The 25,837-nt window shown below is 54.5% G+C and carries 21 protein-coding genes and 1 tRNA gene; 15 read left to right on the plus strand and 7 right to left on the minus strand.

What is annotated here, in order from left to right; all coding sequences use genetic code 11:
* Positions 1–23: 23 nt before the first annotated feature.
* A complete protein-coding gene (locus tag HMPREF9452_RS09955) occupies positions 24–1,448 on the minus strand; it encodes an ATP-binding protein (RefSeq protein ID WP_009142008.1) in 1,425 nt (474 codons plus the stop codon).
* A 332-nt stretch (positions 1,449–1,780) separates the two neighbouring features.
* Here HMPREF9452_RS09955 and rpmH point away from each other — a divergent pair, with 332 nt between their 5' ends.
* The 9 genes from rpmH to HMPREF9452_RS10000 all read left to right on the plus strand — a co-directional run bounded on the left by rpmH (position 1,781) and on the right by HMPREF9452_RS10000 (position 8,109).
* Positions 1,781–1,924, plus strand: a complete 144-nt coding sequence (gene rpmH / locus HMPREF9452_RS09960) for a 50S ribosomal protein L34 (protein ID WP_009142009.1) — start codon at positions 1,781–1,783, stop codon at positions 1,922–1,924.
* Positions 1,925–1,938: 14 nt separating this feature from the next.
* Positions 1,939–2,277 carry a ribonuclease P protein component gene (rnpA, locus tag HMPREF9452_RS09965; protein WP_009142010.1) on the plus strand — a complete coding sequence of 113 codons (339 nt, stop codon included), beginning with the start codon at positions 1,939–1,941 and terminating at the stop codon, positions 2,275–2,277.
* 22 nt (positions 2,278–2,299) lie between these two features.
* Positions 2,300–2,527, plus strand: coding sequence for a membrane protein insertion efficiency factor YidD (gene yidD / locus HMPREF9452_RS11670; protein WP_232205058.1), 228 nt, complete (start codon positions 2,300–2,302; stop codon positions 2,525–2,527).
* 3 nt (positions 2,528–2,530) lie between these two features.
* Positions 2,531–3,307, plus strand: a complete 777-nt coding sequence (locus HMPREF9452_RS09970) for a YidC/Oxa1 family membrane protein insertase (protein WP_009142011.1) — start codon at positions 2,531–2,533, stop codon at positions 3,305–3,307.
* Positions 3,308–3,337: 30 nt separating this feature from the next.
* Positions 3,338–3,904 (plus strand): Jag family protein, encoded by a 567-nt coding sequence (locus HMPREF9452_RS09975; RefSeq protein WP_009142012.1) that lies wholly within the window; start codon positions 3,338–3,340, stop codon positions 3,902–3,904.
* Between the two features lie 105 nt (positions 3,905–4,009).
* Positions 4,010–4,783 carry a 16S rRNA (guanine(527)-N(7))-methyltransferase RsmG gene (gene rsmG / locus HMPREF9452_RS11675; RefSeq protein WP_009142013.1) on the plus strand — a complete coding sequence of 258 codons (774 nt, stop codon included), beginning with the start codon at positions 4,010–4,012 and terminating at the stop codon, positions 4,781–4,783.
* Positions 4,784–6,190: 1,407 nt separating this feature from the next.
* On the plus strand, positions 6,191–6,991 hold the full coding sequence (locus HMPREF9452_RS09990) for a ParA family protein (RefSeq protein ID WP_009142014.1): 801 nt from the start codon (positions 6,191–6,193) through the stop codon (positions 6,989–6,991).
* A 43-nt stretch (positions 6,992–7,034) separates the two neighbouring features.
* Positions 7,035–7,862, plus strand: a complete 828-nt coding sequence (locus tag HMPREF9452_RS09995) for a ParB/RepB/Spo0J family partition protein (RefSeq protein ID WP_009142015.1) — start codon at positions 7,035–7,037, stop codon at positions 7,860–7,862.
* Positions 7,855–8,109 (plus strand): hypothetical protein, encoded by a 255-nt coding sequence (locus HMPREF9452_RS10000; protein WP_009142016.1) that lies wholly within the window; start codon positions 7,855–7,857, stop codon positions 8,107–8,109. The genes HMPREF9452_RS09995 and HMPREF9452_RS10000 overlap by 8 nt, the downstream gene beginning before the upstream one ends.
* 164 nt (positions 8,110–8,273) lie before the next feature.
* On the opposite strand, the gene rlmN is transcribed toward HMPREF9452_RS10000, so the two are convergent.
* Positions 8,274–9,332 carry a 23S rRNA (adenine(2503)-C(2))-methyltransferase RlmN gene (gene rlmN / locus HMPREF9452_RS10005; RefSeq protein ID WP_009142017.1) on the minus strand — a complete coding sequence of 353 codons (1,059 nt, stop codon included), beginning with the start codon at positions 9,330–9,332 and terminating at the stop codon, positions 8,274–8,276.
* Between the two features lie 145 nt (positions 9,333–9,477).
* On the opposite strand from rlmN, the gene HMPREF9452_RS10010 reads away from it, so the two are divergent.
* Positions 9,478–10,437, plus strand: a complete 960-nt coding sequence (locus HMPREF9452_RS10010) for a D-alanine--D-alanine ligase family protein (protein ID WP_009142018.1) — start codon at positions 9,478–9,480, stop codon at positions 10,435–10,437.
* A 29-nt stretch (positions 10,438–10,466) separates the two neighbouring features.
* On the plus strand, positions 10,467–13,343 hold the full coding sequence (locus HMPREF9452_RS10015; RefSeq protein WP_040363029.1) for a helicase C-terminal domain-containing protein: 2,877 nt from the start codon (positions 10,467–10,469) through the stop codon (positions 13,341–13,343).
* Between the two features lie 186 nt (positions 13,344–13,529).
* Here HMPREF9452_RS10015 and HMPREF9452_RS10020 read toward each other — a convergent pair whose 3' ends face one another.
* Both HMPREF9452_RS10020 and HMPREF9452_RS10025 read right to left on the minus strand, forming a co-directional pair.
* Entirely contained in the window at positions 13,530–14,474 is a 945-nt protein-coding gene (locus HMPREF9452_RS10020) for a helix-turn-helix transcriptional regulator (RefSeq protein ID WP_009142020.1), read from the minus strand.
* Positions 14,467–15,501, minus strand: a complete 1,035-nt coding sequence (locus HMPREF9452_RS10025; protein ID WP_009142021.1) for a helix-turn-helix transcriptional regulator — start codon at positions 15,499–15,501, stop codon at positions 14,467–14,469. Before HMPREF9452_RS10025 ends, HMPREF9452_RS10020 begins: the two co-directional genes overlap by 8 nt.
* Positions 15,502–15,640: 139 nt before the next feature.
* Between HMPREF9452_RS10025 and HMPREF9452_RS10030 the strand changes: the two genes are divergently transcribed.
* Entirely contained in the window at positions 15,641–19,165 is a 3,525-nt protein-coding gene (locus HMPREF9452_RS10030) for a M28 family peptidase (protein ID WP_009142022.1), read from the plus strand.
* A gap of 76 nt (positions 19,166–19,241) precedes the next feature.
* Here HMPREF9452_RS10030 and HMPREF9452_RS10035 read toward each other — a convergent pair whose 3' ends face one another.
* Positions 19,242–19,481, minus strand: coding sequence for a glutaredoxin family protein (locus HMPREF9452_RS10035; protein WP_009142023.1), 240 nt, complete (start codon positions 19,479–19,481; stop codon positions 19,242–19,244).
* A 182-nt stretch (positions 19,482–19,663) separates the two neighbouring features.
* Here HMPREF9452_RS10035 and HMPREF9452_RS10040 point away from each other — a divergent pair, with 182 nt between their 5' ends.
* The gene (locus HMPREF9452_RS10040) at positions 19,664–19,930 is read left to right on the plus strand and encodes a hypothetical protein (RefSeq protein WP_009142024.1); all 267 of its coding nucleotides are present in this window, start codon (positions 19,664–19,666) and stop codon (positions 19,928–19,930) included.
* On the opposite strand, the gene HMPREF9452_RS12285 is transcribed toward HMPREF9452_RS10040, so the two are convergent.
* Together HMPREF9452_RS12285 and HMPREF9452_RS10050 are read right to left on the minus strand one after the other, a co-directional pair.
* Positions 19,897–20,784, minus strand: a complete 888-nt coding sequence (locus HMPREF9452_RS12285; RefSeq protein ID WP_009142025.1) for a class B sortase — start codon at positions 20,782–20,784, stop codon at positions 19,897–19,899. The genes HMPREF9452_RS10040 and HMPREF9452_RS12285 overlap by 34 nt on opposite strands.
* A gap of 55 nt (positions 20,785–20,839) precedes the next feature.
* Complete coding sequence (locus HMPREF9452_RS10050) at positions 20,840–24,838, minus strand: isopeptide-forming domain-containing fimbrial protein (RefSeq protein ID WP_009142026.1); 3,999 nt, start codon at positions 24,836–24,838, stop codon at positions 20,840–20,842.
* Between the two features lie 346 nt (positions 24,839–25,184).
* On the opposite strand from HMPREF9452_RS10050, the gene HMPREF9452_RS10055 reads away from it, so the two are divergent.
* Positions 25,185–25,259: transfer RNA gene (locus tag HMPREF9452_RS10055), tRNA-Gly, on the plus strand.
* A gap of 247 nt (positions 25,260–25,506) precedes the next feature.
* A partial coding sequence (locus HMPREF9452_RS12050; RefSeq protein ID WP_009141853.1) for an IS110 family transposase occupies positions 25,507–25,837 on the plus strand: 331 nt, incomplete at its 3' end.

The following is a 25,837-nucleotide window of genomic DNA, read 5'->3' on the forward strand; positions in this document are numbered from 1 at the left end:
GTCTCCTGTATCAGCTATCCGACCTATTGGTTTTCCTGTAACCAGTAGCGCCCCATGTCGGTGAGGATTCGCTTCTGGCCGTGCTTTGCCACGAGTCCGGCCGCCGTAAGCGCGTTGAGCTCTCGCGACCATGTTGCATTGGAGTGTCCGTACGCCGTGGTGAGGTCCGTAGGGCCGCACATCTCATATGTCGCCAGGTACTGCAGCGCCTCTCGCCCTCGCTCGTTGATATACGGCATGCCGCCGTTTACCTGCGGCTGGGGCTGCCCCATTTGACCCATACCTTGCGGATATGTCGGGTAGGGCGTCTGCGCGGGCATATACCCCATTCCCATGGGGGGAACTTGTCCCATTTGCGGGGGATACCCCGGATAGGGGTATCCCGGCGCGTAGGGTTGTTGGAATTGCGGCGGGTACTGGTTTGCATATTGCTGGGGCGGCCTCTGCTGCATCTGCTGCGGGTGCTGTTGCCCCCACGGGCTGGGTCCCGCCGCCGGCATCCCTGTTCCTGCCGTTCCGGGCCCGCCTGCGGCGGCTCCCCAGCCTTGTTGTTGGTAGCCCCCCGTCGTCTGTCCGTTTTGCCATGCGACGCCATAGGGGTTTTGCTGCGCGGGTTCGCCGTAGTCTTGGTAGGCGGACGATGCATCAAGCTGCACGCCTGCCGCATCCATGGCGCGTTGCATGGCGTCTTGAGCGCCTGCGCCGCTTTCGGGTGCTATCTGACCTTGTGGCATTGCTCCATAGGGTTGTACTGGCTGCTGCGGCGCGGCCTGCTGGTTAAAGGGGGTGGGCTGGACGTGCGTCCCCACGTTGGTGTTTACCGCCGGGTGTCCGCTGCGCACCGACGCTCCCCTCGCGCTCGCCGCTTCGATCTCGGCGACCCGTGCGGGGTCAACGCTTACGGTGATGACGGTCCCCTTATTAAGGTTGTCCTCTATCGAGATGGCTCCGCCAACGTTTTCCAGGTATTGCTGGACCATAGGGAACCCAGCTCCGGTCCCCCTGATATAGCGCTTCTGTTCCCTGTCCGCCGAGGTCACGCCAAAGTCAAATGCCCGCTCTTTGTCGGCGATGCCGGGACCTTGGTCTGCAAAGCGGATGGTGGAGCCTCCATCAAGCACGGAGATGATCGGCTCCATGAAGCGAGCATGGATAAAGTTCTCCACAATCTCGCGGATCACCATGAGGGAGATGTTTCCACCCTGCTCTTTCATGCATCTATATACGGTGTTGGTAACCTCCTCCAGATATGCCCTCACGTCGTTTTGAGTGATGACTACCACGCGCGGCGTGGAGAGCATGTCGTCGTATACCGCGATCCGAGTGGTATACGACTCGGTAGCGGGAGCTCCAATCTGGGTCCCCGCCGGCGAGGTTATTCCATTTAAATGGGCGTTGTCCGGTGCCGGATCGCCCGAATCCACAAAGGGATAAAAGTCATCTGCCATGGTGCGTTTCTCAATCTTTCGTGACGTCTCTCAAGAATATCAGCTTGTTGCGAAAGGTTCCGCACCTTTCAACAACTTTTCCCAATCGGTTGAAAAGTGAAGAAAAGAACCGAAAAGTTATTAACAACATGCCAACAACCTGTGGAAAAGTCCGTGGAAGAACATGAAACGCTTCTTGAAGAAATGGTGAGAGTTGGACGAACAGTGAAAATCACTGGTTTCTTGCCAATCTTTCAGGCAAGATACATTGACATTCTTGCACCTTATTCCATACAATCTCTAAGCTCACGTGTCTATGTGAGCAGACGAAATGCAGCAGGAGGATATTAACCATGAAGCGTACCTACCAGCCTAACAAGCGCAAGCGCGCCAAGACCCACGGCTTCCGTTCCCGTATGGCGACCAAGGGCGGCCGTGCCGTTCTCGCCCGTCGCCGCGCCAAGGGCCGCAAGCGTCTCACGGTGAGCGACAAATAACTCACGCAACTCGCATGAGAACATTGAAGTCTCGGCTGGAGTTCGAGCGTGCGTTCACTCAGGGAAGGCGCTATAACCATCCCCTGATTAGAATGGTTATATGTGATGCAGTTAACGAAGGCGATCCGGGTAGGGTCGCCTTCGTTGCTGCAAAAAGGCTTGGTTGCGCCGTTGTACGCAACCGGTCCAAGCGCGTGCTCCGCGAGGCCGCCCGCGCCGTGAAGCTTCCCGTCGATGGATACGACATTATCTTGTTCGCTACCCCTCGCACTCGCGACTCTTCGCCGCAACAAATGATTGAAGCGCTTTGCAAGCTCTGTGAGAGGGCCGATCTGCATGTCTCCGTTCGGTAGTATCAAAAGACTTCTGAAGGGGATGGCGGTCGCCCTCATACACGTGTATCAAAAGGGCATATCGCCCCTTCTACCTGACTCGTGTATATACTTCCCGACTTGTTCACAGTATGCTGTTGAAGCTATTGAATCATATGGTGTTATGCGTGGCTGTTGGCTTGCTGCAAAAAGGATTCTGCGCTGCAATCCCTTGCATGTCGGCGGCTACGACCCCGTGCCCTCGAGGCCGCATCCGTATCGGAGGAACTAAAACATGTGGGATTGGATCGTCAACATTCTATTTGTGGTCCTGCAGTTCATTCAGCAGTTTGCTGTTGACTGGGGCCTTTCGATCATCATCTTGGTGCTGATCGTCCGTATTATCCTTACGCCGCTGCTGCTTAAGTCGACTAAAGCAACTGCGCGCATGCAGGTTCTCCAGCCCAAGATGATGGAGATCCAGGAGAAGTACGCGGACGACCCCCAGCGTCAGGCTGAAGAGCTTCAGAAGTTCTACAGCGAGAACAAGTTCAATCCCTTTGGCGGTTGCTTGCCCCTGCTGATCCAGATGCCCATCCTTCTTGCGCTCTACACGCTTCTTCGCGACCTGCCCAAGTACTTCCCGGATCATGAAGGCGTCTTCTCGTTCTTCAACATCCTGCCTGACCTTACGGCGTCTCCTGCGACAAGCCTTGCAGAGGGCTTCACCGCGGGCCTCCCGTATCTCATCGCGCTTATTCTGTTCTCTGTTCTGACCCTGATTCCTCAGCTTATGCAGTCTCGCAACCAGACCGGCGCTCAGGCGCAGAGCATGAGGATGATGTCCGTCGTCATGACCCTCATGATGCTGTTTGTTGGCTGGGGCCTGCCCGCCGGTGTTCTTCTGTACTACGACGTTTCCACGCTCTGGCAGGTTGTCCAGCAGCTTTTCGTCACTCAGAAGGTTATTGAGAAGGCGAAGGCCGAAGAAGAGGAGCGCATGGCGAATGCTCCCATTCAAGTAGACGTTGTTCGCCGTGAGCGCAAGCCCCGCCCGCACAAGAAGAGCTAATAAGGTACCTTACTAATAAGGGAGTTTATGATGTCTGAGGAAATTACTGAGGTTCTTGCCGAGGATTCTTCCGTTACTTCCGGTGAGTATCCGGAGATCGCTCAGCGTTATAAGGCTGGTGAGCAGCTTACGGACGAGGAGCTCGATACTATTGCGGACGTTGCCGTATCTGTCCTCCGCTCTATCCTTACTCATTACGATGCCGAATCCTCTCCTATTGATGAGTACGATGGTGATGACGGCGAGCTTATTCTTGATGTTACTGCTCCTGATCTTGCTGTCCTAATTGGACGTCATGGACGTACTCTCGAATCCTTGCAGGTTCTCGTTTCTCTCCTGGTTAGCCGTAAGCTTGGTTTCAGGTATCCAGTTGTTGTTGACGTGGAAGGCTACAAGAGTCGCCGCCATGACAAGGTTGTTTCTATGGCTCACTCTGCTGCATCTCGTGCTGTTCGTCAGCATGGCTCCGTTCCTCTTCCTCCTATGAATGCTTATGAGCGCCGCCTTGTTCATATTGCTTTGAGGGAGAACGATGCTGTTGAGACTCACTCTGAGGGTGTCGATCCCGAGCGTCGTGTTGTTATCAATGCGCTTTAACTGGTTGTTTATAGCCTCTTAAGGGGATGCACTTTGTGCGTCCCCTTTTTTGACTCAAATTCTTGTTACACTGATTTCAGTCATTAAGTCTCTGAAAGGATTTCAATGTCCGATTCTTCTGGTGCACGTTCTATTGAACTGGAAACCATCGACCCCAGTTCCGAGTTTGTAGATCAGCTTGTGTTCAAGCTTTCTTCTTACCTTCCTTCTTTTTGTATTGATATTGATGAGGATCACCTGCGCCTTTGTGTTCTTCATCTTCTGTATGTTGAACAGGTTAATCACTATATCAATCTCACTCGCATTACAAATCTTGACGATGCTCTTGTCCTTCATATTCTCGATTCTTTGCTGTTCCTACCTTTTATACCTGAAGGATCAGATACGCTTCTTGATATGGGTTCGGGCCCTGGATACCCTGGCCTTCCTCTTCATGCTTGCTCTAACGTTTCGGCTACTCTACTGGATTCAGTGTCCAAGAAGATGAATGTAGTCTCTGTAATCGCTGACGCTCTTCTTGTTTCAGATATTACTTGTGTATCTGATAGGCTTGAGACCTATGCGAAAGATAAAGCCGGTCAGTTTGATGTTGTTACTGCTAGAGCACTCGCTTCTCTTCCGGTTCTGATTGAGTATGCTCGACCATTCTTAAAAATGGGTGGCACTCTTCTCGTCAGCAAGGGTCTTCCAGATGAATCTGAAGTCTCGTCTGGCTTGAAAGCTTGTTCCATATGTGGCTTCAAGCTCGTTGACCGCCAGGAGTTTGATCTTCTTCATGATCTTGGTCACCGAGTTATTTTCTCTTTTAAAGTGGTTTCTAAATCTAAGGTTAAACTTCCTAGACAGAACGGCCTAGCTCGAAAGGCCCCGCTTGCATAATGTTTCACGTGAAACGCTTCCAATAGCCGGCATCTTGCCGGCTTATTTATTATCAGTCAAAGGATGTGTCTTTGATCGCCCGCTTAGATTTGTTTCCTCTTAAACTTCGATGCTCTACGCTCTTATAAATCGGCAAATTAACTATAATCTGGACGATCCTTCATTGATTGCTGTTTGAATCGATGCATCGAGGTTATATATCTGTATGGAATTGATCATGATTGTATCTATGTAAGTGAATTGATACTTACCATATTCATAGTAATTAAAGAACGAATTACTGAGATTCCTGTTAGCGGCTTAAATCATGTTTTATTGGATTGTTTACTCCGGTATTGAAAAACTTATTATCATTAATAGCACTATGTATTAAATTGAAGCTTGTTATCTAATCTATTCAGTTTGCAGCGCGATATCTCTGTCTCATCTCAATTGTTAGATCATAAGAAGAGACCAATCACTTCACTGAGTTGAATGGCAGCGTCTTGGCTAGCCAGATAAAAAGAATTTTCGCATAAATATCTATCGCAGAGTGTTTTGATTCCATGTATTAACATAGTTTAGGTATGGACGATGACTAGATGCGCTGTGATTTGTATTAGCAGCTATACGTCACATTGATATTTTGGGTATCGCTTTAATGATTTAAGAAAAATCCAATTTGCTGATGATTGATTTACTAAAAATGGTATAGCTATTATACAGTTGTTTGATTTGGCGTATTCGATTTTGTCTCAAGGTAAATCGCATATAGATGATTTGTAGTTTGATTAGGACTCTATATGTGCATTGCGAAGTTTCATACAATTTATCACTCGCTATATTTTTACTATTGAATCTAAAGATCAATATTATCAACTCATGATTACTGTATTTGTAAGCTACTTGCGCATTTATAAAATTGAGTTGCCTGTATTTGTCAATTATTTTGCAATCCATTAGCTATAATCGGTTGGATACGATATTTATAGTTCTTTTTTTGGCAACATTGCTATATAGAATCGTAGTAAGAAGTTAGTTTGTACGATTTCAGCTTGAAGAAATTTGCGCAGATTATTTAGTTGACGTTCAATATAGTGCGGTTAATCTTACGCAAAAGATTGTCGATAGCAGTTGTGGTGTGATTTCGTTTTGTACTTCACTTATTTATGCTCTGAATGGCCTTGCTCAATAACTGAATTCATGAACGTTGTTCGTTAATTGACTATTGAATGGATTCTGCTTGCTCATATCGACGTAGTCGATTATCTGAAATTGCCAATCTGGACCTACTTCACGAAAGAGCAGTCAGTTTTGATTGAATGTTTCACGTGAAACGTTGTATTCTATAGGAGTTAAACCTGAGCATGTTTCACGTGAAACATATTCCATGGGGCCAAATGCAGTAATGAATAATAGGAGGACAACGTGGGGTTTCGCGACATTAGCCGTTTAAAAAGTGAAAAAGATACGCGCGTAATCGCGATTATCAACCAGAAGGGCGGTGTTGGAAAGTCTACCACTGCAGTAAATCTTGCTGCAGCGCTTGGTGAGCAGAACCGCAAGGTTCTTATTGTAGATTTTGACCCGCAGGGAAACTCTACGAGTGGCTTTGGAATTGATAAAGAGGAGCTTACCCAGTGCGTATATGACGCTATCTTGCATGATGTGGCGGCAGAAGAGATTATCCAGGAAACATCTTGCAAGAAAGTGTTCGTTGTCCCTGCAACAATACAGCTTGCTGGGGCTGAAATTGAGCTTGTTTCTGCAATGGCGCGTGAAACTCGATTGAAAGACATGATCGACCCTATCAAGGATGAATTTGACTTCATCTTTATCGATTGCCCGCCTTCTCTTGGATTGCTTACCATTAACGCACTTGCCGCAGCTGATAGCGTGCTCATTCCAATTCAATGTGAGTACTATGCCCTTGAAGGCGTTACAAAGCTTCTTGAGTCGATGAGAATGGTTAAGGGCCGCATCAACAAGGATCTTGATACCTTTGGTGTTCTTCTTACGATGTACGATTCGCGTACATCGCTTTCTAATCAGGTTGTTGAGGAAGTAAGGCGTTACTTTGGAAATCTTGCTTTTAAGACATTGATCCCACGTTCCGTTAAGGTTTCCGAAGCTCCTTCATATGGACTCCCAATTATTAAATACTCTCCTAGCAATAAGGGAGCTCGTGCATATATGAACCTTGCAAGAGAGGTGATTCGTCGTGCCTAGCCCTAAGAAAAAACCTGCACTTGGAAGAGGTCTTGGATCCCTTATGGGTGAAGCCCAGTCTGAGACAGGCTTTGTTGAGCAGAAGGAAGATAACAAGGTTCCCATTGATAAGATTAATCCTAATCCAAATCAGCCAAGAACGCATTTCAATGAAACGCTCCTGAATGAGCTTGCGGATTCAATTCGTGAGAACGGTGTCCTTCAACCTCTTCTGGTGAGGAAGAAGGGTAAGGGTTATGAAATCATCGCAGGTGAACGTAGATATCAAGCCTCTAAGATAGCCGGCCTTGAAGAGCTTCCCGTGATCGTCAAGGAAGTCGATGATCAGAAGATGCTCGAGCTTGCCTTGATCGAGAATCTTCAGAGGTCCGATCTTAATCCGATTGAAGAAGCTAAGGGTTATAGGCAGCTCATCAAAGCGAGCGGCATGACCCAGGAGGCATTATCAAAGGCAGTTTCAAAGTCGCGCTCGAGCATCACAAACTCCCTGAGACTTTTGGATTTGCCGGAGCCAGTACAGCAGTATCTGTTTGATGGAAGGCTTACTGCCGGACATGCACGCGCAATTCTCGCCGTCCCTTATGAAGAGCAGCGAGTCAAGTTGGCTGATAAGGTGGTCGCAGAAGGATTGTCGGTTCGAGCGACTGAAAACCTTGCTCCACTGTTTTCAGTCGGAGAAACGCCAAGGACTCCTCGTCCTGTTATGCCGCAATCGTATAAGAGGGCTGCAAGGGTTCTGCGTCAGGCATTGAATACCAACGTCAAGGTAAAGTCTTCACGTGGTAAGAATAAAATTGAGATTGAGTTCAAGGACGAGGAAGAACTTACGAGAATATTGTCATCAATGGTATCTGGTGGTGACGATGAATAGGGATCAGAAGCTTGCATTAGCAGTGTTCTCAGTAACTGCATTGGTATCTGCGGGCATTGCCATTCTGGTTGCATTAAATAAGGATGAGATTCATGAGAGGATCACCGAGATAAAAAGCGACCTTCTCGCCGGTTCTCGTAGCCGTATGGATGGAATGACGGAAGAAGTGGCGATGAAGACCGCTAAACTCACTCATAATCCTAAAATCAACCAAGAGTGGGTTGAGAGACAATGGGATATGATTTAATTAGGTACCTAATTAACAGATTGTTTTGCGGGGATTCTCTTGAAGAGGGTCCCCGCTTTTTAGCACGCATACGTGACACTGCTTTCAACGAGCTTGATGTAGAGCTACGAAAAAGGACCCGGAGAGAAACTCCAGGTCCTTAGAGCAGTTCTATGTTGAGTCCCCTACTGGTCGGAGGATTTTTTAACTGCGAAACGTTGCTTAAGCTGACCGCAGGCGGCGTCGATGTCATTGCCGCGAGAATTGCGAATGGTCGTCTCGACGCCGTGCATGGTGAGACGGCGCTGAAGGGTCTCGACCTTCTCCATGGGCGACGGCTTGAGGGGGCTGTCGGGGACATCGTTTAGCTGGATCAAGTTGACGTGGCATAGCGTGCCCTGACAGAAGTCTATGAGAGCCTGCATCTCGGGGTTGTTGTCGTTTACGCCGTCGATCATGGCGTATTCGTACGTGGGGCGGCGACCGGTCTTCTCGACGTAGTCCTGAATAGCTTCGTGGAGGCGCAGGAGCGTGTGCTTCTTTACACCCGGCATAAGCTTATTGCGGGTGGACTGCACAGCGGAATGCAGGGAGATTGCCAGAGTGAACTGCTCGGGTAACTCGGCAAAACGCTTAATACCAGGGATGACACCGCAGGTGGAAACGGTGAGATGGCGAGCACCGATCTCAAGGCCGCCTGGGGCGTTGAGCTTGCGAAGTGCAGATACAACGTTGTCGAAGTTTGCAAAGGGCTCGCCTTGGCCCATGAAGACGACGCTGGTCACTCGTTCACCAAAGTCGCGGGAGACGTGAAGGACCTGATCGACCATTTCTTGATCGGTGAGAGATCTGGTGAGGCCGTTCATGCCGGTAGCGCAAAATGCACAGCCCATAGCACAGCCAGCTTGAGAAGAAATGCAGACAGCGAGCTTGTTCTTGCTGGGCATGCCAACGGTCTCAACGGAGACGCCGTCACTGAATTGGAGCAGGTATTTGCGGGAGCCGTCACGTGAAACCTGCTTGGCGCGTTCGACGGGGATGTTGAAGCCATAGGATTCAGCCAGCTTCTCCCTAAAGACTTTAGGTAGATTGGTCATATCATCAAACGAACATACGTTCTTATCGAAGATCCATTCACGAAGCTGCTTAGCGCGGAAAGCAGGCTGGCCAAGCTCCTTGGTAAGGGCGACCAGGTCATCTTCGGAAAGGGATCGAATGTCGCGCAGGGGTTTTGTACGTTCCATTAGCGGCCTTTCAAAGGGGGTAATAGGTAAAGATGCTTATACAATAAGGGATGCGAAATAAAGATGCGCCTGCGTATCGTGTAAAACAGCGAAAACGCCTAGATTGGACGCATGCTATCTATCGAGAAGGGTGGAGGGTGATCTCATGGTAGAGATCAATCGTGCCAAGATGCGCGTAGCAGTGCTTGCTGGAGGACGCTCGAGCGAGCGAGAGATCTCGTTCTCGTCCGGAAAAAACGTGGTCGATGCGCTGCGCACCGCCGGCTTTGGCGAGGTTGAGATGCTCGACCCCGCTTCTGAGACGTTTTTGAGCGACCTGACGGGTGGTTCGTTTGACGTGGCCTTTATCGCGCTGCATGGCGAGGGCGGAGAAGACGGTAAGATCCAGAGCGTTTTGGACTTCTGCGGAATCCCCTACACCGGATCTGACGTGACGTCGAGCGCCCTTGCGGCAGATAAGGACCTTTCCAAGGTGATGTACGAGCGCGCGGGGATTCCCGTTGCCCCCGGCGTGTCGCTGGTCCGCGGCCAGTCGTATGATTTGGACGAGATTCTGTCGATAGTGAGCGACCACTGCTTTGTGAAGCCGGCTGTTAACGGCTCGAGCTATGGCATCACCTATGTGAAGAAGGCCCAAGACCTGCAGGCGGCAATCGATGTGGCCTTTGGTTTTGGCGACAAGGTTCTTATAGAGAAGCGCATAGAGGGCACCGAGATCACCGTGGGCGTATACGGCGGCGATAACCTGCGCGCTCTGCCCATTGTCGAGATCCTCAAGCAGGAGGACGCAGACTTCTTCGACCTTCGCGTGAAGTATATCTCGCCCGATAAAATCCACCGTATTCCTGCTCAGATCTCTGAGGCGGACTACTCACGTGCCCAGGAGCTTGCGTGTGCCGCGCACCGTGCGCTGGGCTGCATGAGCGTATCGCGAAGCGACTTTATTGTGTCTGAGGAGGGCCCGGTCATCCTTGAGACCAACACCATCCCCGGCATGACGGATACGTCGCTCTACCCTGACGAGATTCGCCATACGGACGATCTGACGTTCCCTGAAGTCTGCGCCTCCTTTATCCAGATGGCCATCGACCGCGCTGAGAAGTGATACATCTGAACGCCAACACCTACAACAACATGGCCGCGGCGGTGCTTCCGGGCACCCCCGGTTTTGTTATCGAGCAATACGCGACGCTTACCGAGCGCGCCAAGAATCGCTCCTTTGGCCTTATTGAGGATGATGTGATCGTTCTTGATACGGAGACCACCGGACTATCGTGTGCGGAAAACGAGCTCATAGAGATTTCCGCAGCGCGCCTGCGCGGCCGCGAAGTGGTGGATCGCTTTGACACCTTTGTGCATCCCAACGGTCTAATCCCGCCGGAGATTACCGAGCTCACTAGTATTACCAACGCTGACGTGGCGCATGCCCCGCGCGCGGAAGAGGCCGTTGCCGCGCTTGAGGAGTTTGTCCAAGGATGCCCGGTTATCGCCCACAACGCAACGTTTGACCGCTCGTTTATCGAATCGGTCAAGGGCGGCGTGAGGGTGAGCGATATCTGGATTGACTCGCTGGCGCTTTCGCGCATCGCTTTGCCCCGTTTGAGTTCGCATAAGCTGGCAACCATGGCCGAGCTGTTTGGGTGTTCGGCCGTATCTCACCGCGCGTCAGATGATGTCGAGGCTCTTTGCGGAGTCTGGCGCATCTTGCTGTGCGCTCTCACGGATCTTCCCGGAGGTCTGATGAGGCTGCTGGCTGACATGCATCCTGACGTGCGCTGGCCGTATCGACCCATCTTCTCGTTCCTTGCTGGCGAGCGGCAGGGCGAGACGTTCTCTCTAGAGGCGGCGAGGGCGCAGGTTATGCAGGCGGACGCTGAGCCGGACCACATCGATGCGGACGAGCTTCCGGGTCTTACCATGCCTCGACGCGATGAGATTGAGCTGAGGTACGCCCCCGGCGGCCTGGTGAACGACATGTACTCCTCGTACGAGCCCCGCGCGGAGCAGATTGTGATGGCGTCTGAGGTGCGCGATGCGTTCGCAACGTCGACGCACCGGGTTATCGAGGCGGGAACGGGCGTTGGAAAATCAATCGCCTATCTTGTCCCAGCTGCAGAGGCGGCGAAAAGGAACAAGATCACAGTTGGCATCGCGACCAAATCGAACAACCTTACCGACCAGCTTATGTATCAAGAGCTGCCAAAACTTGCTCGTGAGCTAGATGGCGGGCTCTCGTTTTGCGCGCTTAAGGGCTTTGATCATTACCCGTGCCTGCTCAAACTCGAGTCCCTGGCTGCTGGCAGGGAGATCACTACAAACCGAGATCCGGCGGATACGCTGACCGCCATAGCGGTGCTGTATGCATTTGCCTGCCAATCCCCCACGGGTGACTTGGATTCGCTTGGCATTAGGTGGAGGAGCGTCAACAGGGCGGATCTCACCACCTCATCAAGGGAATGTGCCCGCGGGAATTGCCGCTTCTTTAACAGGGGTTGCTTTGTGCGCTGCGCTCGTCGGCGTGCTGCAAAGGCGGACATTGTTGTTACGAATCACTCACTGCTGTTTAGAAACGTTGCAGCTGATGGCAAGATTCTGCCGCCCATTCGCCATTGGATTATCGACGAGGCCCATTCGGTTGAGAAGGAGGCCCGTCGCCAGTGGGCACTAAGCGTTTCGGCAGATGAGTCGCGCATGGTGTTCGAGCGCTTGGGCGGGGCTCAGTCAGGTGCACTGGGAAGGCTGACGCATGCTCTGGCCTCCTCCGACGCCGCCACCTTGTTTCTGGGCCTGGGTGCCAAGGCGGCGAGCAGCGCCTCAAGGGCGTCGCTTGCAATGGCGGAGCTCTTCGAGGCCGTGCGAGAGCTATCCCGAAACGGCAAGGCGGATGGCTATGCGGACGCCAACATCTGGATAGGGCCCGAGTTGAGGGCGCACCGTGGCTGGGAGTACTTTGAGCCGACGGCGCGCACCGCTATCGATGCGCTGGACGAGGCGGGAAAGAACCTTTCCTCGCTTGCGGAGTCGGTTGGGGCGGAGAATCCAGAGATGGTCATAGAGGTGGCTGACGGAGCTCGACGCATCAAAGAGATGAAGGCTACGCTATCGCTTGTTCTCGAGGGGGCGGACGAGCATTACGTCTATTCCCTGCAGGTCAACAAGGCTCGCCGTGCGGGTGGAGAAGCCCTTACAGCGGAGCGCATGGACATTGGCGAGGCGCTGGCGGAGCAATGGCTGCCCGAGATGCACAGCGTGGTGTTTACGTCTGCAACCGTGACGGTCTCCAACTCGTTTGACCACTTCAATCACTCCGTTGGTCTGGATCGCCTTCCCAAAGGGAGCTTCTCATGCGTCCAGCTGGAGTCGAGCTATAACTTCCAGGAGAACATGGCAGTTGTGGTGGCGGGCGATATCCCGGATCCGAGAGATCGCGATGCGTATCTTGCAGCGATGGAGAATTTGCTGGTGGATGTGCATATGGCGATGGGTGGCTCAACGCTCACCCTTTTCACCAATCGCCGAGACATGGAGGATCTCTATGGTCGTGTGGAGCCTCGCCTGTCGCGCCAGGGGCTGGAGCTTGCCTGCCAGCTGCGCGGAACAAGTGTGAAGCGCCTGCGCGACCGATTCCTTTCCGAGGAGTCATCGTCCCTCTTCGCCCTCAAGGCATTTTGGGAGGGCTTTGACGCTTCCGGCGATACGTTGCGTTGCGTGGTGATCCCCAAGCTGCCGTTCGCCAACCCTACGGAACCGCTGTCTTGCGAGCGCAACGTTCGCGAGGAGCGGGCGTGGGCCAAGTATTCGCTGCCGGACGCCGTGCTTGAGGTTAAGCAGGCGGCCGGCCGGTTGATTAGGACCTCGACCGACCGCGGCGTCTTGGTTCTGGCGGACTCGCGCTTGCTGAGCAAGGGGTACGGCAAGAAGTTCCTCTCTTCGCTTCCATCCCAATTCCAGCGGATTGATGCGGAACAGGTTGGTCGCTACATCAAGCTGTGGCGCGCCTCACACGAATAGGCGCACCGCGCGGAAAGTCTAGGGTAAGGTCGCGTCTCTCGCTCGCGTTGCTTGCGGGTGCGGACGGGGAACAGCTGGACAGCGGGCAAGATGGATAGCAAAAAGAGGGGTCCGTCCGGGCCCCTCTTTGCATGGGCGGTACTTCCGGGCTACTTGTCCCTTGCGGTCGCTCGTCAGAATATGGCTTTAAGAGATTCTCGACGCCAAGCGATGCGCGTACTCTACCAGGCGCTGGCGCAGGTCTGAAGGCGATTCGATGATGATTTGACCTCCGGAGCCAAGCACGCGGTCAAACAACCATTCCTCGTCCGCGATGTAAACGGTCGCCCGTACCCTGCCGTTTTGATCGGCATCGCCGTCTGTATCCGCTATGCCTGCCCAGCCGGCCTGTTCGAGGGTTTCTTTGCTGGGGAATGAGACGGTCGCTTTGAGCGCACCGGCGGTAAGGCTCTGCTGGATGCTGGCGTTCTCCCAAGGATGAATCTCTACGGAGTCATCGGTGTAGGCAACGTTATCGATGCGATCCAGGCGGTAGAGACGTTGCGCGTCCTTCTCCACATCCCAGCCAATCAAGTAAGCGGCATCGCGGTCCTGCTTGATAGCGAGGGGGTCGACCGTTCTGGGGCGCGGTGCGGTATCGTTCGAGCTTCTATAGGTGAGGATAAGGCGGACGCAGTCTTGGATAGCGATTTCGATCTGCTGGTAGAAGCGCCCGTAGATGGAGACGGAGCCGATGGTGTCGGGCTGGGGCGTCGCATCGACGGTTTCAAGGGAGAGCATGGCCCGCTCAACGCGCTCGCGCACGCTGGCGTCGATGTTGAGGAGGTTGAGCACATGTGCGAGAACCATGCCCTCTTGCAGCGACAGGCGGATGGCGTGGAAGGTCGCAACATCGCCCAGCAAAGAGATGGTATCGTCCTCGATGAAGACGGCCACGCGCGCACCGGATTGACGGTGGGCCAGGCCGCAGAGGGTGTCCACGGCAGAGGTGAGCTGGTCTTCGCTGACCTGCAGCAACGTCGCCGTCTGTGCAAACGGCGCGGTTTGGGTGGGCGAGTCGCTCAGCACCTGCAGCAACTCGATGCAGGTGCCAATAAGGGCATCGCCGTGTAGAGCTGGTTTTCTAGGCATGGGCTTGCACCGCCTTTGAGATACGATTTCGCCAGCAGTCGATAAGGAGCGGGGGCTCCAGGGGCGTCATGCCCATCTGAGAGTGTTCCAGGCAAAAGCCTGCGGCAGCGTCGAGGTCGCGCACGTCGATGTCCCAGCGCACGCCGTCGGCATGGGGTGCGAGCGTTCCCCTGCCATGGGTGACCGCTTCGATTTCTGCCCGGGGAACAGAGGCGGGGAAGCTGAACGCGGCGGGTGTGGACGAGGCTCCCTCGAAGTCAAACGTGAAGAAGAGGAAATCCGTGACATCGAAGTCCGCGGGGATAGCGTAAGTGCCCTTTGGTTTCCATACGCGCTGGATGCGGTCGATTCTAAAGGTGCGCACCTGCGAGCTCTTCTCGTCCAAGCCCGCGAGGTACGACACGCCCTTAACGGAGAAGAGCCCGTAGACGCATACGGTGCGCTTGGTCGCCTCGCCGCGCGCGTTTTCATATTCAAAGGTGAGCTTAAGGCGCAGCGAAAAGGCGGTCCACACTGCTTCGAGCACGTTGTCCTGCGAGGCGTCCAACAGCCCCGGAAGGTCCGGCGGCGTGAGTCCGCGCGCAGAGGTGAGTTTTGCGACAATGTGCTCGAGCGGGCGCCTGTAGGGCAGGCCGGGGCTTAAGAGATGGTCTGTCAGCGCCTTTGCAAGCAGGTCGGCATCGTCCGCGGTGATAAGGCGCGGCACGGCGTGCGTGCGTTCCTGGTCGATCGCCCAAGAACTTTCTTCGCGTTCAGACGCTCCCCGCTCTTTGACCTCGGCGACTACAATGCCAAGGCTTTCAAGTTTTTGCCGGTCGCGTTTGAACTGCTTCATGGCGGACTCGCGCTTTGTGGCCGAGTATCCAAGCTCCTCATCGTCCAAAATCTGGCTGGTGGTAAGGGGTATGCGTGACGCATTGAGGATAAAGAGCAGGTTGAGAATGCGGTGGACGGCGTCCTGCCGGTCGTTCTCGCGGGCGGATTGCTGCACTTCGCGCCCGGCTGGGGGCGTGGGCGTTTTTGTCATAGGAGAACCTTTCTACAGAATCAAGCGTTCTTGCGAATTGCTGCAGCTACCAATAAGTAAGGGTATACTTTCGACTATATACAGGCTTACCGTGGGAGCGGTGTGCCTACATGTAACTATAAGATGATGTGGAGCCCTCATGGCGAATACCCAAAAGTATCTCAACCACCTGCTGCAGAACACCGGCATCACGCCGGCATGCAGCGAGGAGGAGCGTGCAGCCGCTGACATCGTTGCCGATATCTTCAGAGACCATGGCTTTCAGCCCGAGATTCAGGAATTTAGCGCTTCTTCCAGCGAAAAGGTTGCCCAAGCAGCTATGGGCATCATGGTCTTTGTGGGCGCGGTCCTTATGGGCATCGGCGGCGCCGTCGGCATTGTGGGCGTCATCATCGCGCTCGCCGGCGCGGTGCTGTTTGTCATGGAACGCTCCGGCCATCCCGTGCTCTCCAACATGGGAGCTGGCGGCTTGAGTCAAAACGTTATCGCATACCACAAGGCCTCTGGTCCCCTGGCGTCTCCGCGTAACCGCCCGGTTGTGGTGGTCGCCCACTACGATTCCCCGCGCGCGGACCTTTTGTCGCAGGAGCCCTATGCTTCTTATCGGCCCATGCTGGTGAAGCTGCTGCCCTTCGCCATGATTGCCCCCGCGATTTTGGCCGTGGTGCGCCTTCTGCCCGTGCCCGCCCCGGCAAAGATCGTGCTTTGGATCCTCGCCATCATTGTCGCGCTGGTTCCCCTTGCCAACGCCGTGGCGATCATAGCCAACAAGTTTGTGCTTCCGTACACGTCCGGTTCCGTCTGCAACAAGTCTTCCGTTGCCGCCATGCTTGGCGTTATGGATGCGGTCTCCCCGTACCAGGGCGTCAACGAGTTCCCCGGCGACGTTCCGTTTGACCAGTACATGGAAGAGCAGCGCTCTTACGCCCCCGTTATGGAGCTGGTTGACCAAGACGCCGTGGATGCGGACTTTGAGGATGAGTATGGCGCGGCCGCCCCTGCGGACGAGCAGGTTGAGGAGCAGGATGAGGCAAGCGCCGTTGATGCGTCTACCCCGTCCGCCGCTGCTTATGATGAGGACGATGAGTCTTCCGACGCCGCCGCCACCGCCATGTGGTCCGCACTTGATGCCGAGACCACGGTAGCTGCGGGCGTCGAGGCCGCCCGCCGCGCAAACCAAGCCGCCGCTGCCGTGCAGCCCGTATCTCAGCCCGTGGCTGACCCGGGCTCCACCGTCGCTATGACCTCCGAGCAGTTTGCCGCGGCTCTGCTTAATACCGACGTTCAAGTGGAGGGCTCTGCGCAGGCCGCTTCCGCTGACAAAGCCGTTGCGTTTGAGGTTGCGCCCGAGGCGCAGACCGCTGCGCCCGCAGTATCTGCCGAGCCCGAGGGACCCGCTCTCCCCATCAACGCATCGGGTAATATTCGCTATGGCGTTGAGGTTCTTCGCGCCCTTGGCATGGTTTCGTCCGCGTGCGCAATCGAGTACGAGGCGGGAGCTTCCGCTGTTCCTCCCGTGAAGCCGGAGCCCCAGCCCGTTGTCCAGCCGGCTGTCCAGCCCGCGGTGCCGGCTGCGGTTCAGTCCGTGCTTCAGCCGGTCGAGAGCTCCGCGCGTCAAGTAGAAGATGTGCCCGCGCCCGTTGCCGGCTACCATGAGGTTGCGCCGACGCCGGCGGACGGCGATAGCATGCCCGCTTCCCATAATCCCGTTTCTGAGTATGAGGACGATGAGGCCTACACGCCTCTTACGGATGAGAGCTATGAGTCTCAGACGGTTGAATCCGCTGCTTATGAAGAGGCGCCCATCGAGGAGGACCTTGAACCCCAGCGCGTCGACCAAACGTCCATGTGGGCGGTTCCGGCAGAGTTTGGCGGCTCCTCCGCTTACGCAGAGGATGAGGCGACGGGGCAGCAGAACGACGAGGACTCGTTTGATGGGTATGAAGATGAGTCCGACCAGTCCATGCGTAGCGCATACCTTAATTACGCCGATGATGCGGATGACTATATTCTTGAAGCTGAATACGAAATCATCGACGACGGCATGTATGACGAGATCGATGAAAGTGTTGAGGACGTCGCCGTTGAAGAGGCATCTGAGGAGGTCTCGCAGGACGACGAAATCGTTGATGATGACGAGGCAGCCTCTGATATCGATGAGGTAATCGACGCCGTCGATGACGCTGATGCAAGTGATTTCGACATCGATGATGAGGACGCTGATACCGAGGGCGCTTCTGAGGAGGAGCCTGCAGAGGAAGCTGAAGTTTGCGATGGCGATGAAGTGGAGGGCGAAAACTCCTTCAATGGCGAGGGCGTTGTATCCGAGTCCGAGCTCGTGGATATCGAAGGGGAAGTTGCTGAGTCTGTTTCCATCGACGCTGTCGAGGAAGGCGATTCTGCAGATGAGTCGAGCGTAGGGTCCGATGGGGATGCCGAATCGGTCGAGCCGAGTGATTCTACGGTTGATGGTCAGGGCGAGGTTCAGCCTGTCGAGCAGCCCATGGTTGATGTGACGGCTGACACCCAGCTGTTCCAGATGCCGCAAAACGTCATGAAGCCGGGTGCGACTCAAGCTATGCCCATGCCGCCTGCCACCGAGCACACGATGCCTCGTCGCCCCGTGGAGACGGTGGATTCCCTTATGGCCCAGATCGCACAGCCGCAGCCCGCGGTTCATGTTCCGCCGCGCTCAATCAACGTGCCGGATATCTCTGTTCCCGCGAACGCCCGCCGTATCCCCGCGGTTCCCGGCATCGAGGCGTTCCAGCAACAGAATGCGTCGCAGAACAGGTCTCCGCTGTTTGATTTGCCCGACCCCTCGGTGAAGCCCGCCGATCCCTTTGCGTCGGCTTCCCCCTCCACCACGTCTGCAGCCAGCAGGGGCTTCTCCGTTGTGAGCTCAGCGCCCCAGCCCACGCCCGCTCCCGCTCCCGTACAAGAACAGCAGGTCTTTGAGACTATTAAGGCCCCCGCCCCGCAGCCCAAGAAGCAGCGCCGCGGCCTGGGCGGCCTGTTTGGTCGCAAGAAGAAGCAGCAGGAAAGCATGAGTGAGTGGCTTGGGGTCGATGATGACTTCGACGCTAAGCGCAGCGGCGGTGAAATTGGCTCTTGGGACAACTTCGACGGAGATGATAACGGCTGGAAGGGCGGCGCGACGGGCATCGACGGCGTAACTGAGCTTGAGCTTCGCGACGCTATCACCTCCATGGGTGATAATGAGCTGCTTGGCCATGACATTTGGTTTGTTGCCACCGGCGCCTCCGAGTGCGGCAACGCCGGTCTCAAGGCGTTCCTTGAGACTCATCGCGATAAGCTGCGCGGCGTTTTTCTGATTAACCTCGAGAGCGTCGGCGCCGGCCAGGTTGCAATGCTTGCATCCGAAGGCGATTCCCGAGCTCTCAAGGGTGATAAGCGCATCATGAAGCTCGTTCAGCAGGTTTCTAGCGATTTCCATCATGAAATCGGCGCCGTCGATATGCCGTATGTGAATACGGACGCACATGCGGCGATGAATATGAGCCTGCGCTCTTTGACCATCGCCGGTATCGAGGGCGCGCATTTCGCCTGTTCTCACAGTGAGGAAGACATGCCTTACAACGTGAACGATGAGAACATCAACAAGGTTGCCGATGTGGTGACCGAGGTCATCAGGCGTTCCTAACCAGCGCTCCATCGCATTTGCGCCGAGAAAAAGGACCCCGCTCGCAAGTGGGGTCCTTTGCTATCAAGATCATCTGTTAAAAGGCGTTGTCGAGGTAGTCGATGATATCGTTCGATTCATACAAGGGCTTACCATCGATAAAGAGACAGGGGACCTGGGTCTTGCCTCCAACATCAAGAAGTCTCTGGCGGGCGACGGGGTCGGCCGTGGTGTCTTTGAGTGGCAGCTCGATCCCCTTGGACTTCATGAACGAAAGAACCTTCAGGCAAAATGGGCAGGTAGGCATGATGAAGAGCTCGTAGGAGGGCTGATTCATGGCGGATCCTTTCGGTAGTGAGAGGTGACAAGCACTCATCCCGTTCAACATGTATTGAAAGCTGTCTACCCACTTTTCTGATTGAGCGCATCTATATTTTGGCTTGTGTGTCCACTGCGAGTAATTGCTACCATGTCAGCAAAAGCTGATAGCATAGAGGAAGTTCGAAGGCAGGAGGTACCGTGTTCGCCTTTATCCGTAAACATTGGGTTGCATATCTTATAGGGGCGGCCACAGCCGTTGCCCTGGGCTTTGGTGTTTCCTATGTTCTTGGCGTTAAATGGTCCACTCCAGAGGACGTTCGCGCGGAACGGCAGGAGGCGTATGCAGAGGATGCCGCGGAGCGCAATGAGATGGCTGGCGACGAGAGTCAAAACGTTGACGATTCATTGGATGCGGACCAGGCGGCTGACGCTCAATCAACCGACGCCGGTTCATCCGCAGAGTAGTATTCAACGGCCTCTGCTGATGCTGACTCTATAACCATGCCGTACGTTAACGTTCGCTGATCCTTCCATCTGCTATATGAGCACGTTACAAACGTGAAGAGCTGGTCGATTGAGGATGGCCGATATAGAACGGCCTCCGATTCGTCCAGCTTTTCCTTTATCCATGAAGCAAGTGCCTGCCGACTGGTGAATGATGTCTTAATCTTCTCCGTCGATGCGTCAACGATATTTCCCGCAAATAGTTCTACGTGAAACATGGTGGTAGGAGTATAGAGAAATACCTGGTCATGTCTTGAAAGCTCGTCGACCGAATCATTCTTTGAGAAGGATGAGAGCATAGAGCCGTTGAGCTGGTAGTGGCCGTATATGACGGGGGTGGAAGAGGAGAGACCATCGTCAGCGTTGTCTGAGTCCAGATAAATTGTTCCCTGGTTGTTGGGGTAGGCTACGGAGCCTTCAAAGGTGGTTCGCAGGTACTTTTCCGAATCGTTCACGGGTGCTTGCACTATAGGGTAGTCGATTGGCGTATTGGGGACGTAGATCCAGCCGATAACGTCTTTGTTTATAGTCGAGAGTGCATCCCAATCAATGTGCCTGCTGTTCTCCAATAGCTCAGAGCTTGGACGCGGAGGGGCGCCCGCGTCCTCGGCATCGTGCCCGTTCTCGCGTGGGTTCGATCGATTATCGATTGCGTTTGGGTCCATCGGTTTGCAGAACGCTCTCAAGCGTTCATATTCTATGTCGGCTGAGATGAGCGGTTGCAGGTACCATCCGAAAAAACCCGATACCATAACGGCACAGCCAGTGCATGCTGCTATCAAGAATCGAAGCGCTCTATGGGTTGCTGAATACATAGGTTCCCTTTATCCAAGCGGGGTGCGCCCGGCGGTTGCCAAGCGCACCCTTTGATTAGTGACGGGGACGTTTGTGGGTGATGATGGCGGCGAGGCATATGCATATCGCAACGCCAAGAACCGTTACCGTGGGTAGATTGCTCATGAGCCAATCACCGGTTTTGCCAAGGTCTTTACCAGGGTCTTTATCCGGATCATCGGTTCCCGACTTGTCAGGCTGATCGGGATTACTGGGCTCATCGACATCGTTCGGGCCATTAGGATTGTCTGGGCCGTCGGGATCCGGATTATCCGGGGTGTCCGGATCTCCCGGCTCATCGTCCGTATCGTCTTCGATATGAATAACGGCGTCGTCTACTAACGGCTCATCAAGACCATCAAAGTCCAAGGTGGCCACGTTGACAACGGAGGCACCCTTGAGCGAAGGGTCGGATGGCGTTGCGTTGTAGGATATCGCGATCTCATCCCCTGCCGCCAGGCTTCCGCATGCGATGCTGAATCCATTGTCAGCATGTTTGACCTCGTCCTCAAGCAGGGTCCCGTTCTTAGTAACCGTGATGCTATCGAAATCGATAGGGGTCGTTTTTGGCAGGCTTGTGTCAGAGATGACGGCGTTATCAGCTTTGCCGGAGCTCAGCGTTGCCTTTACCGTATAACGTGCGGTTTCATTAAGTGCGAGATTTTCATCTTGTACGGTCTTGGAGATTGAGGCCTGAGGCTTTGCTTCAAGAATTTCTACGCTGTGTTGGTCTATGCCTTCCAATGATCCTTCCGCTTGGGCTCTCACCTTGTTGTCGAGCATCTGGGCGGGAGCCTCCATGTTGACTTGGTAAGAGACCGTGATTGCTTGCTCGTCCTCCAGATCAATGCCGGTGGGTATTTCGAATCCGGTGATTCGCTCATCTTTTTGGACGATAAACTCCGGCTCAACATCAACCGCGTTGCCGTCTGGGCCGGTGACCACAATGCTGCCCTCAACAATAGATGCAAGATCTACCTGGTCAAAAGCATCATGTATCACAACCTTTCGTGCGATTCCCGCTTCACGTGTTTGGCGAATCACCAGGGTATATTCAGCCACATCTCCAACGTGATAGGTTGGCTTGTCGGATGACTTCTCAACAATCAGCTTGGCACCATCAACGTTCACCACTTCGTCGTCCGTTGTCTGCGTGTTGGGCTCATCGGTGACGGCGAGCGCGGTGTTGTCGATTGTCTTGCCTGCAAGCTCAGCGTCCGATATTGCAACTTGGTACTCGACCGTTATAGAGGTCTCTCCATCACCGTCGAGGGGATTGCGCCCCTTTGCCTCACGCAGCTCACCCTCCTTCCAGACACTTCTGGAGTCCGACTTGTTGATGATGTTGCGATGCGTCTGGACAATAAAGGTTTCCTGGCCGTGTTTGCTAGAAATGGTGCACTCATCGGTGATGTCCTCATTGCGTGAGTCGTATACGCGTATCGATCCGCGAATCAACTCGATGCCCTCGGTGTGGGCAAGGTCTGAAATCACCAGGTCGCGACCAAGGGTACCGGGTGTCTCATTGGTTACCGTCACGTGGTAGACAATATGGTCGCCAACGGAGAAGGACTCAAGGTTAGCTTCCTTATCAACAGCGAGGTGGGGCTGGTTGATCCAGACCAGCGCGGTATCCTCATCTTTGCTTGAGTTATCCGCCTGGGCGATAGCTTTGTTTTCAACCTCCCAGCCAGACGCGGCGTCTTGCGGGTAGGCACGGTAAGTGACCGTCACAGTGGTTGTATCGTTCAGATGGTCAAAGGACAGCTTCCATCCGGTGCCCGATGGGTCGAGGTTCCAGGTAACGGGTTGGGGCGCCGTTTGGTTGTGGACGGTATCATCGTCGCCTATGGGATATGCTACGTCGGCAAAGCTTCCTTCGGCCCTATCTCCAACCCATGTCATGGTGTTGTCAGAGCCATCGTCCACCTTCACCTCGACGCGCAGCGCTCCGTCGTTATTTCTACCTACCGGCATCTCTTTAGGAAGCGAATCATCGCTTATCACAACATCGTTCGCGATGGTTCCGCGCTTGGCGTTCTTAAGGGTCACGGTGTATTCGAAAAATCCCGGGTCGATATCTGACGAGCCAACATAGCCTTCGTATCTATCGACTTCCTTTGTTATGTCGAGGGCGGCGGAGTTGATCCATACTTCGGCTGGATCATCTTGGTCGGCAGCGTTGTTCGCGTGGATCGAGGCGTTGTTGACGATCTCCTGCCCGTTGCCGTGGCTTGTCGCCCGTGCCTGATAGGTAACGGTGATGGTGTCGCCATAGTTGAACTTGTCAAACGAGTAGGACCATTTGTTCTCGTTGATATCTGGATCGGGCAGGTCTTTCAAGCCGGTTGCCTTGACAGTGTCGGCTATAAGTTCAAGGCCTTCAGGGAGGTTGTCAGAGATGATGGCTTCTCGCGCCTGGGCGTTCTTGGCGGTCTGCTTGTACACAACGGTGTATGTGATGGTATCGTCCACCTGGTATTCATACTTGTCTGCGGTTTTGTCGACGGAGAGCACGGGTTCCACCAACAGCGTGTCCACGTTGTTCGAGGGAAGCTTGCCGCTTTGGTTGATGAGCACATAGCTGGAGTTGCGAACAAAGAGGTGGCCGTCCAGCCGCTTGCCGCTCTTTGGGTATTCGGTCAGTTCCGCTTTGAAGATAAAGAAGTAATGCTCGCCCTCCATCTTCATAGTCTGCAGGTAATCGGGATAGAGCTCGAAGCGAACCGTGTTTTCCACTGGGTTCTCGTTATCGCCTTCGTAGATGACGCGACCGGCATTCTCTATGCGGGCGCCGCTTTCATCGGTGAGGTAGCCGGAACCGTCTACATAGCGCATCTCATCCGGCAAGACATCGATGATGTCGAGATTGGTATATCGGTATCCGCCACGACAATTAACGCCCTGCTCGTGCGCGGTGAAATCGATGGTGTAGATGACTTGGTCGCCAAGGGAGACGCCGCTTGTCTTGTCGGCGGATTTCACGGGTGCGGGCGGATTCTCCGGTATGTCGTCTTCTGGGTTGGGCAGTGTGAGGAACTCCGAGGTCATGGCGAAGAAGGAGACGCAGGTTGTTCCCAGGCCCCGCCAGCTGGCACCAAAGTAGAGCTCGGTGGGTGTCTTGAGCTTTCCTTCCGCCGTGGTGTCGTAATACGCACCCACTAGACCCATGCGATATTCTTCTGGGTTGCGCTTGTATTGATCATCAAGCGCGGTGTTCTCGCTCTGAACGCGCGTTTGGTCATCGGTGATCGACAGATGGTCGTTGTTGGAGACAACGCGCGCCTGGGTAACGGATCCGCCAAATCCAAACGACTGACTAACGTCCAGATCCATGCAGGTCATATGCCCCTTGAGTTCGATAGGCGTATTGGTTCCCGCGTAGACCCAGGAGACATCGACGCGAATGTTGGCGAGTCCCACGGTGTAGAAGTTGAAATTCTGATAACCGGTCTCATCGTCTGCACCAGAGCGCCAGAGGTCGCTTACAAAGACGCCGGTGCGGAATTCCTCAAACCATTGATCCTTAACCTCGGGAAGCTCGTCCCAACCGCAGGTTGGTTCTAGATAATCCCAATCTACCAGCGTAACAAGCGCGTCTACGTTGTCTTTTCCGTATGATCCGCCGGAATAGCGCAGGGTTGGACGAGAATCCTTCGGTGTGCTCTCATCGATAAAGAAGGCATAGCCTTTTCCGCGTGGTGCCACAACCGGTCTGGAGCCGTCAGGGTTGGGTTCCGTGCCTCCAGACGTGCTGTAGTACTTGGAAACATCGGTTTCTTCCACCCAGCCGCTTTCGATTGTTATGGTGTCGAAGTCGATAGATGGGGCGTAGCCCTCGTCCTCAAATTCATTTTCGGCAACTTCAATGATCTTTGCCTTACCGGTGTCTGCAGCCACAAGGTGGAAAATGGGTGTAAGGCTACCCACAATGGCTGCGGCAAAGATGACAAGGCCTAGAATCGCCGCGGGCGGATTAAAGGAAGACATGAGGGTGAGAAGCGATTGTCTGCAGCTGGGTGGGTGGTGGTTCATGGCATGTCCTTTCTCGCGCGTATAGTGTGCGGATGAGAAAGGAGCCTAGACGCGTCTTTGCACCCCAAGGTGATATGGAACGTTCCAAATGTGTAGGCGTGCGTATCGAAGATTCTTACAGGTATAACGAACGTGCAGGTCGATGCCTGCCGAGCACGGTGCTTGGATTCTATATCCGTTATCAAGGGGTGCGGTTTATCATCAAAAGCGCACGCCGGTAGTTCAAAAGTATGCTTTGTATGTTCCAACCCGGAGATAAAGGAACTCCGCGGTCGGGAAATGAAGTCTTGCCGCCTCAGGTGGTGCGGGATATACTTATCAAACGGCCAGAGATGGCTTTCATTTTGCGGGCATCGCCAAGTGGTAAGGCATCAGCTTCCCAAGCTGACACTCGCGGGTTCGAGTCCCGTTGCCCGCTCCAGAGATTGTTTAACCCGGTATCGCAAGGTGCCGGGTTTTTCATGCGCAGTCAGTGTGCTGGGCGTATAGGGTGCGCCGGCATGCTCTACCAGGGTTATAAGATCGATTCAAATGCGAGGGGCGGGGCATGAGACGATATGAGTTGAACATTGGGAGCCCCTCCCCTTGCAGCTCTATCGTGGGTCGGGCGACAATGGTCGTAGCGCCAACCGTGGCCGCGCGCCACATGCGACGGAGAGGGGCCCGCCATGTCCAATTATGTCACAGCCATCGGTCTCGACGTCCACGCGAGGAGCATCTCCGCATGCGCCTTCGACCCCATGACCGGCGAGGTGTCCCGCGCAAGGTTCGGATACGACCCCGCGTCGGTCGCCGAGTGGGCACTGGGGTTCGAGTCGCCCAAGGCGGTGTACGAGAGCGGCCCGACCGGCTTCCACCTCTGCCGCGCCCTGAGGGCGCTCGGCGTCGACTGCGCCGTAGGCGCCGTCTCCAAGATGCACCGGCCGGCCGCCGACCGCGGGCGCAAGAACGACCGGCGCGACGCCGAGTGGCTCGCCAGGCTCCTCGCCTGCCGCAACG

The organism is Collinsella tanakaei YIT 12063 (assembly GCF_000225705.1).
Taxonomy (GTDB): domain Bacteria; phylum Actinomycetota; class Coriobacteriia; order Coriobacteriales; family Coriobacteriaceae; genus Collinsella; species Collinsella tanakaei.